Origin of the sequence: Halomonas sp. A40-4 (assembly GCF_015767635.1) — a bacterium.
GTDB classification, from domain to species: Bacteria; Pseudomonadota; Gammaproteobacteria; order Pseudomonadales; family Halomonadaceae; genus Vreelandella; species Vreelandella janggokensis.
Map to the genome: position 1 here is coordinate 1456893 of NZ_CP065230.1, position 12693 is coordinate 1469585.

At 56.0% G+C, this 12693-nt stretch carries 12 protein-coding genes; 11 read left to right on the forward strand and 1 reads right to left on the reverse strand.

Going from position 1 to position 12693, the window contains the following annotated elements:
- Positions 1-29 precede the first annotated feature (29 nt).
- The 11 genes from IT895_RS06825 (at position 30) to arsJ (ending at position 11589) form a co-directional block, all read left to right on the forward strand.
- Positions 30-785, forward strand: a complete 756-nt coding sequence (locus tag IT895_RS06825) for an MlaA family lipoprotein (protein WP_199285429.1) — start codon at positions 30-32, stop codon at positions 783-785.
- 8 nt (positions 786-793) lie between these two features.
- Entirely contained in the window at positions 794-1984 is a 1191-nt protein-coding gene (locus IT895_RS06830; protein ID WP_085917496.1) for a PP2C family protein-serine/threonine phosphatase, read from the forward strand.
- On the forward strand, positions 1974-2489 hold the full coding sequence (locus IT895_RS06835) for an STAS domain-containing protein (protein WP_085917497.1): 516 nt from the start codon (positions 1974-1976) through the stop codon (positions 2487-2489). Before IT895_RS06830 ends, IT895_RS06835 begins: the two co-directional genes overlap by 11 nt.
- 157 nt (positions 2490-2646) lie before the next feature.
- Positions 2647-3840 (forward strand): multidrug effflux MFS transporter, encoded by a 1194-nt coding sequence (locus IT895_RS06840; RefSeq protein ID WP_085917498.1) that lies wholly within the window; start codon positions 2647-2649, stop codon positions 3838-3840.
- Entirely contained in the window at positions 3837-4571 is a 735-nt protein-coding gene (locus IT895_RS06845) for a sulfite exporter TauE/SafE family protein (protein ID WP_085917499.1), read from the forward strand. The genes IT895_RS06840 and IT895_RS06845 overlap by 4 nt, the downstream gene beginning before the upstream one ends.
- A gap of 140 nt (positions 4572-4711) precedes the next feature.
- Positions 4712-5722, forward strand: a complete 1011-nt coding sequence (locus IT895_RS06850) for a PstS family phosphate ABC transporter substrate-binding protein (RefSeq protein ID WP_085917500.1) — start codon at positions 4712-4714, stop codon at positions 5720-5722.
- A 172-nt stretch (positions 5723-5894) separates the two neighbouring features.
- On the forward strand, positions 5895-7145 hold the full coding sequence (gene pstC / locus IT895_RS06855; protein ID WP_199285089.1) for a phosphate ABC transporter permease subunit PstC: 1251 nt from the start codon (positions 5895-5897) through the stop codon (positions 7143-7145).
- An 18-nt stretch (positions 7146-7163) separates the two neighbouring features.
- On the forward strand, positions 7164-8330 hold the full coding sequence (gene pstA / locus IT895_RS06860) for a phosphate ABC transporter permease PstA (RefSeq protein WP_085917502.1): 1167 nt from the start codon (positions 7164-7166) through the stop codon (positions 8328-8330).
- A 26-nt stretch (positions 8331-8356) separates the two neighbouring features.
- Positions 8357-9196 carry a phosphate ABC transporter ATP-binding protein PstB gene (gene pstB / locus IT895_RS06865; protein ID WP_085917503.1) on the forward strand — a complete coding sequence of 280 codons (840 nt, stop codon included), beginning with the start codon at positions 8357-8359 and terminating at the stop codon, positions 9194-9196.
- A 133-nt stretch (positions 9197-9329) separates the two neighbouring features.
- On the forward strand, positions 9330-10361 hold the full coding sequence (locus tag IT895_RS06870; protein WP_199285090.1) for an ArsJ-associated glyceraldehyde-3-phosphate dehydrogenase: 1032 nt from the start codon (positions 9330-9332) through the stop codon (positions 10359-10361).
- 16 nt (positions 10362-10377) lie between these two features.
- Positions 10378-11589, forward strand: a complete 1212-nt coding sequence (gene arsJ, locus IT895_RS06875) for an organoarsenical effux MFS transporter ArsJ (RefSeq protein ID WP_085917529.1) — start codon at positions 10378-10380, stop codon at positions 11587-11589.
- A gap of 23 nt (positions 11590-11612) precedes the next feature.
- On the opposite strand, the gene arsB is transcribed toward arsJ, so the two are convergent.
- The gene (gene arsB / locus IT895_RS06880; protein WP_199285091.1) at positions 11613-12683 is read right to left on the reverse strand and encodes an ACR3 family arsenite efflux transporter; all 1071 of its coding nucleotides are present in this window, start codon (positions 12681-12683) and stop codon (positions 11613-11615) included.
- Positions 12684-12693: the final 10 nt, after the last annotated feature.

Sequence of the window (12693 nt, forward strand, 5' to 3'; positions counted from 1 at the left end):
GTATGCCTAGGGTAGGGACATTTCATTTGATGCAGCGATGTCTATGGGGGGTCGCCTTGGCCTCGACGATAGCGCTTGGTGGTTGTGCCAGCACCGGCTCAACCGGTTCGGAAACCTCGCAAGCGTCTAGTCCGGATGACCCCTGGGAAGGCTTTAACCGTAAAGTGTTTGTCTTCAATGATGTGCTTGATCGCTATGCGCTGAAGCCGGTTGCCACGGGATACCGCACGATCACTCCCGATCCGTTACAGCAGGGGGTAGGTAATTTTTTCAGCAACTTGGGTGAGATTCGCACGACGCTCAATAGCCTTTTACAGGGCAAGCCTGCCAACGCCGGGCGCTCGACCTCGCGCTTTTTGGTCAACTCGACCATGGGGCTGGGTGGGCTATTCGATATTGCGTCACTGATGCCCATTGAAGCCGATGAAGAAGACTTTGGCCAAACCCTGGCGACATGGGGGTGGGAAGACTCACGCTATCTGGTGCTGCCGCTGCTCGGGCCCAGCACGCTGCGTGACACATCCGGATTGCCTGCCGATATGGCAGCCTACCCGGTCACTTACGTTGATGATGACGCGGTGCGAGCGGGCCTGACGGCACTGAATATCGTTGATACACGAGCCGGTCTGTTGGATCAGGAAGAATTGATCCAGGGCGATCGCTACCGGTTTATTCGGGACGCCTACCTCCAGCGTCGTCAATTTGAAATTAGCGATGGCGAACTCGGGGATGATCCGTTTTCTGCCGATGACTTTGAATTTGATGATGCCGACTTCGCCGACTGAGGCTTGCCATGGCGCATAAGCAGCTGATTGCGGTGATCGATGAACCCGGTTCAGAGCGCGATGCGCTTGCCGAGGCGATTACCTGCGATGGTATGTGGGTATATGCAGCGGACAATATTGCGCATCTACCGGACGAAACCGCTCTGATTGTGGCCCATGCCCGGGCGGTTCCCCGTCAGCAGTGGTCGCAGTTGACCCATCAACTGCCCACGCTGGTAGTGAGCGACTCGCGCCAGGATGCCGACTTGATCAAAGCGGTGGACGTTGGGCTGGTCGACTACATTGTCCACCCATTGAGACACGCTGAACTCCTTCGGCGCATGATCCGCAAGGCGATCGAACTGGACGTGCTTGAAAAAGCCCGTGCCAGGGATCACGAGCGATTGGCCGAGCTGAACGAAAGTCTGGAAACCCATCTGGCATTGCTGCGTATGGACCAGCAGAGCGGGGGGCATATTCAACGTCGCCTGCTACCGCCGCGCCCCAAGGTCATCAACGGTGTTTATTATGACTACTGGTTCGCGCCATCGCTTTATTTGTCCGGGGATTTTCTCGACTACCAGCGCTACAATTCGCGCTACAGTGCCTTTTACTTTGCTGATGTATCAGGTCATGGGGCGTCCTCGGCATTTGTCACGGTATTGTTAAAGTATCTCTGCAATCGCTGGCTAGGGGAGTGGGATGGTATTGAGCCAGACAAACTGCCCAGTCAATGGCTGGCGGCGATGAATCGAGAGTTACAGGGTACTGATATTGGTAAGCACGCCACATTATTTGTTGGCGTTATTGACCATGAGGCGCATACTCTTCACTATTCGCTCGGAGCACAGCTGCCGATGCCCCTATTGGTTTCGGGTGATCAACTGACGCGGTTGCCAGGTGAAGGGATGCCGGTAGGGCTGTTTCCTGATGTGGATTACCCCGTTCTCAGTTGTGAACTGCCGGAGGATTTTCGGCTATGGCTGTGCTCGGATGGCGTATTGGAGTGCTTGCCGGGTGATTCGCTCGACACGCGGCTCAGGGAGCTTGAGCAACTCGTAAGCGTGAGTACCACGCTTGAACAGCTTTGTGATCGACTGACCAACAACAACGCGCTATTAAGCAAACAGCGTGCTGGTGATGAGGACAGCCCTGATCGTGATGCTTTGCCCGACGACCTGACAATCATGATGGTGAGCGGATTTGGTCATGCTGACTGAAGAAGGTCGCATAAAAGCGGCGTTCGACTCTGGTGTTTTTGTTTTAAAATTGTGTGGCGATGTACGCTTGACACTGTGTGCCACCCTGGATACTCAGGCTCAGCGCTTGGCTGAGACGCCAGGGTTGAGCGCTGTAATGATCGATCTGCGTGAAGCGACAAACGTTGACTCCACGGCGCTTGGTTTTCTTGCCAAGGTGTCCATGGCGGTGAAAGGGCGCCTGGAACAGCCCCCGACGATCATCGTGGATAATCAGGACGTTCGCCAAATGCTTGATGTCATGGGGTTTGCGCGTTTTTTCACCTTGATGGAAGCCCCCCTTCAGCCTACGGCTGGCTTGAATAGTGCGTTAGAAGAATTGCCTGAAGTCCCGGCAGATGAGGAAGGCCTGCGTGAGCGGATCCTGGAAGCTCACCGTATTCTTATGCGCATGAACGAGCACAACCGCGAACAGTTTCAGCCGTTGGTGGAAATGCTCGAATCCCAAGAGACGCCCCACCACTGACGCGTCCGCACGCTGGCCTCAGACGATTTTTCCCCCTCAATTATCATCTCCTTGACGGCCTTCGAGTGATCATGTCCGACAATGCAGCCTAAAAGGCATATAATTAGCGGCCTACCTTTATGCTGCAAGGGTGACTGCGGCCACCCTAAGGAGAGACATGGAACTCAATCCCCGGCGCGTCGCTATTCTGGTAGCCGCCAACACGGCGCTGGCTCCCTTTGCCATTGATGCCTATTTACCGGCAATGGCGGCCATTGCCGATACCATCAATGCGAGTATTCATCGTACCGAGCTTTCGATTAGCGTCTTCCTGTTCGGCTTTGCGCTGGGGCAACTGTGTTTCGGGCCCATGTCTGACCGGCTAGGTCGTAAGCCGGTGCTGATGAGCGGCCTGGTCGTGTTTCTGTGCGCAAGCTTGATGATTATGACCGCCGACACCCTTACCTCTCTGCTTGTTTGGCGGTTTGTACAGGCCTTGGGTGGCGGGGCCTGCGTCGTCAACTCGGCGGCGATTGTGCGCGACTGTTTCAGTGGTCGTGAAGCCGCCAGAGTGATGTCGACCATGGCCATGATCATGATGCTCGCGCCTCTGGTAGCCCCGGCGGTCGGCAGCCTGCTGCTGCACATGGCGGACTGGTGGCTGATCTTTGTGTTTCTCGCTGTGTATGCGGGGTTTCTTCTCTGGCTGTTGGGAACAAGGCTGCCCGAAACCCGGGATATGTCGTTGCCTGCAGCCTCGCCGCGCCAGGTGATTCGCAACTATGCCAGTGTGCTGCGCCATCGCGAGGGAATGGGGTATATCTGCGCCGTTGCCGCCTCGTTCGCTGGCCTGTTTGCCTTTGTGACAGCGTCGCCGTTTCTATATCTGGACTATTTTTCGTTGAGCCCGGGGGTGTATCCGTTCGTGTTTGGCGTCAACGTGGTCATGATCGCCGGTTCGAACCGAGTCAATATCTATCTATTGCGTAAACGCACACCCCAGCAAAATTTACGCTTGGGGCTGGCGGTTCAACTGGTCGCTGCAATGGGCTTGGTGGCTGCCACAGCGCTCAATATTGCTTCATTGGCCGTTGTCGTACCGCTGGTAATGCTATTTACCGGCATGATTGGCCTTATTACACCCAATGCCATTTCCTCGTTGCTGGATCATTTCGGCCACATCAGTGCCACCGCCACTGCCTTGTTAGGTGGTATTCAATTTAGCTGTGGTGCCCTGGCAGGCGCCATGGTGGGTCTCTTTGAAGTCGAACACCTATGGCCGATGGTTCTGACCATGCTGGCGGCTGCCCTGTTGGGCAACGTCGGCGTGCGCTTGCTGACGCCAGCGGCAACGGATGTGCGATCGGGATGATCGAGGACGTTGTGACGTGGTTGGATATGTCGCCGAGCACCTGGACGGGGTGCGCGCTGACCCTCGCGTTAGGTGCCTTTGTACAACGCGCCACTGGTTTTGGCTTGGCGGTTATTGGGGCGCCGCTGTTGTTGATGATAGAGCCGCGCCTGGTGCCCGTGGTGTTGGTGCTTTTCGGGTTCACCGTGTCGCTAATAATGGTACGCCACTACCTGCACGAGGTACGCCTGGGGGCACTGACCATGGCACTGGTGGGACGCTTGCCGGGCAATGCGTTGGGGCTTTGGCTGCTTATCGCAGCGCCAATGGTGGTATTGGAAAAGTTGATTGCTGCCATCGTTCTGTTTGCGGTATTTGTCACGCTATGCCGCGTGCGGGTGCCGGTCAATCGCGTGTCGTTATTTGGTGCGGGGGTATTCTCGGGGATTTTTGGCACTGTCGCTGCCATCGGCGGGCCGCCAATGGTCCTGCTAATGCATGGATTTGCCCCAGACCGACTGCGCGGCAACCTCGCGGCTTTCTTTATCATCACCTCGATGCTGACGCTCGCTACACTGGCGTTGGCAGGGCAGGTGGGTTTATGGCATTTAGGCGTGGCGGCAACGTTATTGCCCGCTGTACTGCTGGGGAATGCGCTTGCCGACAGGGTGGCGCATCGCATTGATCGGCAATGGCTTCAGGCCGCGTCGCTTGCGCTATGTACCCTGGCAGCCGTGGGGCTTTTGTTGTAATAAATGATGGCGTTGCGAGCCGTGATGAAAAATTTTAAAAAAATTATGTTGTGACATTGCTTGTCATGAAGCTGTCATCGAAGCGATGCAAAGTGTGCCTTGCGAAGGCAATATCCCTAACAGCTTCAGGAGTAATTCGCATGAACCGTATTCTCAAAACTACCGTGCTCGCGGCAGCTGTAATGAGCGTGGCAGGTGTTGCTCAGGCTCGTGATCAAATAAACATTGTCGGCTCTAGCACTGTGTATCCGTTTGCCAGCTATGTGACCGAGGAATTTGGCGCGACAACCAACTACCCGACGCCGGTCATCGAGTCTACCGGTTCAGGCGGCGGTTTGCGTCTGTTTTGTAACGGTGTTGGCGATGGCACCCCGGATATCACCAACGCATCGCGCCGCATGAAGCCGTCTGAGTTCGAGCGCTGTGCAGAGAACGGCGTGACCGATATTACCGAAGCCAAGATCGGCTCGGATGGTATCGTGCTCGGTCAGTCTAACGAAAACGATGTCGTGCCACTCACCCTTGAACACATCTTCATGGCTGTGGCCGCGCAGGTGCCCCAGGATGGCCAACTGGTTGAAAACCCCTACACCAACTGGAGCGAAATCGACGCTTCGCTGCCGGATCGCGAAATCTCCATCTACGGACCGCCCACCACTTCCGGTACCCGTGATGCCTTCGAAGAGCTGGTGATGGAAACCGCCTCCGAAGGTATGGATGCCTACGAAGAAGCCTACACTGACATCCGTTCTGACGGTGTCTACATCGACGCTGGTGAGAACGATAACCTGATCGTTCAGCGTCTCCAGGAAGACACTGGTGCCTTCGGTATCTTCGGCTATTCATTCCTGGAAGAGAACACCAACACGCTGAATGCGGCAACAATCAACGGTGTTGAGCCGGAGCCCGAAGCCATCAGTTCTGGTGACTATCCGGTTGCCCGTTCACTGTGGTTCTACGTCAAGAACCAGCACGCTGACGAAGTGCCGCCCATGTACGAATACGTTGACATGTTCATGTCAGAACAGATGATTGGCGGCGACGGTTACCTCCGTGATCTCGGCTTGATCGTGCTGCCGGAAAGTGAGCGTGAAGAATGGCGCCAACAAGTGGCAGACCGCACTCAGTTGGAACTCTCTGACCTGCAATAACAGAGTGTTTAATTGAGAATGTGGCATCGGCCGGCAGCATAAGCTGTCGGCCTTTTATTTTGCGATTGATGTTGCGAGATCGGCTTTCGATTCGCTGACTGTCATATTGCTGTAATGTTTTTACCTCAAGATATTTCAAAATCGATTTCATCAGTAACGCGAGAGAGATTAGATGCAAACCAACCAGCTAGTTTTACTCTTTTGCACCGTGATCTTGCTGCTGGGACTTGCGGCCTTTTTTGCAGGTCGCACCAAGGCCTCGCGGGTTCGCAGCGGGGGAGGCAAGATGTTTGCCCAACCCGACCAGTATGCGTGGTTTGCCGTGCTCTCCACCGCAGGCCCCGCCATAGTCGTGGGAGCGGTGGGCGCCTTTATCATGCTTCTGCTGGGGGCGGATATACCCACCTTCTATCTTCTTGCCGCAAGCCTGGTGGTATCTGCCGCCGGTCTGGTGGTGGGGTTGGCGCAAGTGCGTGCTGATTTTCACGCCCGCCAGGCAATCGAAAAGGTGATACGACTGGCACTGGCGTCAGCGGCCCTGATCTCGATTTTTACGACCTTTGGCATCCTGATCTCGATCATCTCCGAGGCCATTCGCTTTTTCCAGATGCACAGTTTCTGGGAGTTCATCACCGGCACGACCTGGAGCCCGGGTGACAGCTTCCTGGCGGCTGCCGGTCGCGGCGACGGCGGTGGCGCCCAGTTCGGTTCGGTGCCGCTTTTCGCCGGTACCTTCATGATTACCGCCGTCGCCATGCTGGTGGCGGTACCGGTTGGCTTGCTCTCGGCGGTTTACATGTCCGAATATGCCCCCAGCAAGGTTCGTACCATCGCCAAGCCTGTGCTTGAGGTTCTGGCAGGTATTCCCACCGTGGTTTACGGTTTCTTCGCGGCAATCACTGTAGCACCCATCATCGTCGATGTTGCCGGTTTTTTGGGCCTAGAAGCTTCTTATAACAACGCGCTGGCACCGGGCATCGTCATGGGCATCATGATCATTCCGTTTATCTCATCGCTGTCGGATGACGTGATCAATTCGGTGCCCGATACCATGCGTCAGGGGTCGCTCGCGCTGGGCATGACCAAGGGCGAAACCATTCGCGACGTGGTGATACCAGCAGCGTTACCGGGGATAATTTCAGCGTCGCTTCTGGGTGTTTCACGGGCAATGGGGGAAACCATGATTGTGGTCATGGCGGCGGGTATGCGTCCCAACTTGACGGCCAACCCATTGGAAGACATGACCACCGTGACGGTGCGCATCGTGGCTGCACTGACCGGGGATCAGGAGTTTGAAAGCGCTGAAACCCTGTCTGCCTTTGCGCTTGGTCTGGTGCTGTTTGCCGTCACGCTGACGCTTAACCTGGTCTCGGTGCTGATGATCCGCCGCTTCCGTGAAAAATATCGCGTGAATAACCTGTAACGCCGAGGAACTGATTCGATGAGCCAAACTTTTGATGACATCAGCCAGCAGCTCAAGCGGCGTCACCGCAAGTCGAGCCGCTTAAAGTGGATCTCCATGGGCGCACTCGGTCTGGCAGGTCTGTTTTTGCTGCTGTTTTTCGCCGACATGCTCAATAAGGGTTTACCCGCCTTCCAACAGGCGTATGTTAATACGGAAATAAACTATACAGAGGAAGCGGCCTCCGATGCGCGGCAAGCAATTCCTGGTGACCTGGTGCCCCTGGTCAGCCGAACCGAGATCCGTAGCATCCCACTGCAAATGCGTAATAACGAGGACCTTTTAGGGACGTCCGAGCAAAAATGGCTGTTGGCGAACAGTGAGGTAGACCAATACCTCAAGGGCAATCGTAATAGCCTGAGCGAAGAGGAACGTGCGGCCATTGATGAACGGGTTGAGTCAGGGCAGGTCGAGCTGGGATTTAACCACACCTTCTTTACAGAGGGTGACTCCAAATCCTCTGAGAGCGCCGGTATATTGGCAGCCGTCGTAGGCACCATCATGACCATGATCGTTACCTTGGCGATCTCCTTTCCGATTGGCGTGATGACGGCGGTGTATCTGGAAGAGTTCGCGCCGGATAACCGGATTACCCAGGCGATTGAAATCAATATCAACAACCTGGCCGCGATCCCCTCGATCCTGTTTGGTTTGTTGGGCCTGGCGATTTTTATCAACTTTTTTGGTGTGCCGCGCTCATCGCCGCTGGCCGGTGGTATGACACTGGCGTTGATGACCCTGCCGGTGATCATTATCTCGACGCGTGCGGCGCTGCGTAGCGTACCGGATTCGATTCGGCATGCGGCGTTTGGCGTGGGCTGTTCGCGTTGGCAGGTGGTGCGCGATCACGTATTGCCACTGGCAATGCCGGGTATCATGACCGGTTCGATTATTGGTCTGGCGCAAGCCATGGGGGAGACGGCCCCGTTGATCATCGTTGGGATGGTAGCGTTTATCCCAGATATGAGCGCCTCCTTTACTGAGGCAGCTACCGTGATGCCCGCGCAGATCTTTACCTGGGCCGGTGAGCCGGAGCCAGCGTTCGTGGAAAAAACCGCCGGCGGCATTCTGGTTCTTCTGGCAGTGCTCATTTCCCTCAACGCTTTCGCCGTGTTACTGCGCAAGAAATTTGAGCGTCGCTGGTAATCCAGCGCGTTAAAAAGGATATCGCTATGAATAGCCAAGCACCCGTAATGACTGAGCAAGATACGCCGAGCGTTGGTCAGCCCTATACGCGCAATGAACAGGCGTGCCATGACCTGAGTATCCGCATCCGCGACCTGAACCTCTGGTACGGCAAGAACCAGGCGCTGAAAAACCTCAATATCGACCTGTTCCAGAAAAATGTGACGGCGTTGATAGGGCCTTCCGGCTGCGGTAAGTCCACGTTCCTGCGCTGTCTGAACCGAATGAATGACCTTATTCCCAGTGTGCGCACCGAAGGGCTGGTGGAGATGGACGGCCACGACGTCAACGAGTCCAAAATGGACGAAGTGGCGCTGCGTCGGCGCGTGGGCATGGTGTTCCAGAAACCCAATCCATTTCCCAAGTCAATTTTTGAAAATGTCGCCTATGCGCCACGTATGCACGATATGGTCAGCCGTAAAGCCGAGCAGGACGAACTGGTTGAAAAAGCGTTGCGTGATGCAGGTCTCTGGGAAGAGGTGAAAGACAAGCTTCAGGAGCCGGGTACGTCGCTCTCCGGTGGTCAGCAGCAGCGGTTGTGCATTGCCCGGGCAATTGCCGTGCAACCTGACGTCATCTTGATGGATGAGCCGACATCGGCCCTTGATCCGATTTCCACGGCGACCATCGAGGATCTGATGGACCGCCTGAAAGAGAAATTCACCATTGTGACGGTAACGCACAATATGCAGCAGGCGGCGCGGGTGGCTGACTACACGGCGTTTTTCCATCTGGGGGAAATCATTGAGTACAACGACACGAAAGTGATGTTCTCAACCCCGGCCAAGAAAAAAACCGAAGATTACATTTCCGGACGTTATGGCTAAATAGCCCTCGCCAGTCAGGCCCACCGTTGGCACGGTGGGCCTGACGAAGGACGTGTTTTTTTACCCCTTCATATATGATTTTTCGTATATGAGCATTAAGCTTTATATGCGGCAAATAGCTTAGGAGGCTTCCATGGCACTACGTATCGGTATCAACGGATTCGGCCGTATTGGTCGACTGACACTGCGAAGTTTGTGGCCGCGGGTAGAAGCGGGTGAAGTGGAGCTGGCTCACATTAACGACCCTGGTGGTGATGCGGCGACCTTCGCGCACCTGCTTGAGTTTGACTCCGTGCATGGGCAGTGGTCACCGGGTGCCGGTATAGCCGCTGATCAGGACGCCATTGTGATCGACGGCGATTCGATCCCATTCAGCGCCAACAAGCAGATCGTGGATAGCGACTGGTCCGGTTGCGAGGTGGTCATCGAATGTTCGGGCATGGTGAAAAACACCGCTCAGCTTCAGCCGTATCTTGATCAGGACGTTGCCCGGGTGGTGGTAAGTGCGCCTCTGAAAGATGAGGACGCGTTGAACGTGGTTGTTGGCGTCAACGACCATCTCTTTGATCCCATTCAACACAAGATTGTCACTGCCGCCAGTTGTACCACCAACTGCCTGGCACCGGTGGTCAAGGTTATTCAGGAAGGCTTCGGTATTCGCCATGGCTCAATGACCACGGTACACGACATCACTAATACACAGACGATTCTCGACGCCCCGCATAAAGATCTACGCCGTGCCCGTGCTTGCGGCATGAGCCTGATTCCCACCACGACCGGCTCGGCGAAAGCCATTACTGCGATCTTTCCTGAGCTGGAAGGCAAGCTTAATGGTCATGCCGTGCGCGTGCCGCTGGCCAATGCGTCGCTGACCGATATGGTGTTTGAGCTGGAGCGCTCGGTCACAGTGAATGAGGTCAACCAGGCGCTCAAAGCCGCCGCCGATGGCTCGCTGGCGGGGATTTTAGGCTATGAAGAGCGTCCGCTGGTGTCGATCGATTACCGCACCGATCCGCGCAGCTCGGTTATCGATGCGCTCTCCACCATGGTGATCAACGGCACTCAGTTGAAACTCTACGCCTGGTATGACAACGAGTGGGGCTATGCCAACCGTACCGCCGAGCTGGCCCTGCAGGTAGGTGGCGAGCAGGTGGAGCGTGGCTGAATCGGCGTTGTTGAAAATGCGGGCACGTGTAAAGGCACTGCCGTTTGAAGTCCGCCAGTACATGCTGATAACGGGCAATTACTGGGCCTTCACGATTACCGATGGCGCGCTGCGCATGCTGGTGGTGATGCACTTCCACCAGTTGGGCTACTCGCCGTTGGCCATCGCCATGTTGTTTCTGTTCTATGAAGCCTTTGGCGTAGTGACGAATCTGGTCGGTGGTTGGCTGGGCGCTCGCCTGGGTCTCAACCGCACCATGAACGTCGGACTTGGGCTACAGATAATTGCCCTGGCCATGCTGATGGTGCCTGCCGGATTGCTGACCGTCGCCTGGGTCATGGCCGCCCAGGCGCTGTCGGGCATCGCCAAGGACCTCAACAAGATGAGCGCCAAAAGTGCCGTGAAAGTGCTGGTGCCTAAAGAGAGCGCCAACGCCAACAGCTCGCTCTACCGCTGGGTGGCCATGTTGACCGGCTCTAAGAATGCGCTGAAAGGCTTGGGTTTTTTCGTCGGCGGACTGCTGCTGACACTGATTGGCTTTCGCGGTGCCGTGGTGGTCATGGCCGTGATGCTGGGCGTGGTATTGCTGTTATCGCTATGGCGCTTGAGGGCTGACCTGGGTCGGCAAAAGGTAAAACCCAGGTTTTCAGAAGTCTTCTCGAAATCACGTGCCATTAATGTGTTGTCAGCGGCGCGGTTTTGCCTGTTCGCCTCGCGGGATGTTTGGTTCGTGGTGGCGCTGCCGGTGTTTTTATATGACCAACACGGTTGGACCCACTGGACCGTGGGCGGTTTGCTGGCGATATGGGTTATTGGCTATGGCGGTGTGCAGACTCAGGCCCCCAAGCTCACGCGGTTGATCAAGGGCGATGCGCGCGCCCTTACCGCAGGCTGGGCAGCGGCACTGGCAGTGCTGGCGATTGTGTTGGCGATGCTGCCCTTGGCGCAGGTCGGTTGGCTGGTCGTTGGCTTACTGGCGTTTGGCGTTCTGTTTGCGATCAATTCCAGCTGGCACAGCTATCTGATTGTGCATTATGCCCGCGCCGACGGTGTTTCCATGGACGTCGGTTTTTACTATATGGCCAATGCCATGGGGCGATTAGTGGGCACACTGCTATCGGGCTGGCTATATATGGCCTTCGGCCTGAGTGCTTGCCTGTGGGTTGCCGCTGCGCTGGTTGCTTCCAGCGCGGTGATGGCGCTGGCGTTGCCCAGGCAACCAGCTTAGCGCTGATATCATTCTTTCTCGCTTTATGGCGTTTTAAAGCGGTGGCGCGTCTTGTTGGCGATGCTTACCAGTGCCAGCATCAGCGGCACTTCGACCAATACGCCGACGACCGTTGCCAGTGCCGCGCCTGACTGCATGCCAAACAGCGCAATGGCGGCTGCGACGGCGAGTTCAAAAAAGTTGCTCGCGCCAATCATCGCGCCGGGAGCGGCAATGTTGTGAGGAACACACCAGGCTTTCGCCCAGCCGTAGGCGATAAAAAAGATCAGAAAGGTTTGAATAATCAGCGGAATGGCAATGAGCACAATATGCAGTGGATTATTCAGAATGACCTCGCCCTGGAAGGCAAACAGCAGCACCAGGGTAATGATCAAGCCAATCGGGGTGATCGGGCCAACGCGCTTCATGAACACATTGTCGTACCACTCGGCGCCGCGTTTTTTAATCAAGCTTTGCCGCGTGATGTAGCCTGCTGCCAGGGGAATCACGATATACAACACGACCGACAGGGCGACGGTGTCCCAGGGCACCTGAATGTTGGAGATCCCCAGCAGGAAGACCACGATGGGGGCAAACGCGAACAGCATGATCAGATCATTGAGAGCCACCTGCACCAGGGTATAAGCCGCGTCCCCTCGCGTGAGATAGCTCCATACAAACACCATGGCGGTACACGGCGCGGCACCAAGTAGGATAGCCCCCGCGAGATACTGGCTGGCAAGCGCTTCAGGGATAAAGGGCCGAAAGATCACCATGAAAAACAGCCAGGCAATGGCAAACATGGTGAAGGGCTTGATCAGCCAATTGACGGCTGTGGTGATGGTTAGCCCTTTGGGTTGGCGGCGAACCCCAGCGATGGAGGTGAAGTCAATTTGCGCCATCATGGGAAAAATCATGGCCCAGATGAGTACCGCGATAGGGATGGAGACCTGGGCTACCTCAAGACGTGAAAGCGCTTCCGGTATCGCCGGGGCGAGCTGCCCGAGCAAGATGCCTGCCACAATGGCAAGAGCGACCCATACCGAGAGAAAGCGCTCGAATAGCCCCATGCCCTCAGCCGTGGAGGGGGATGACGTATCCTGTTTGGATGACATGAAAAGCTCC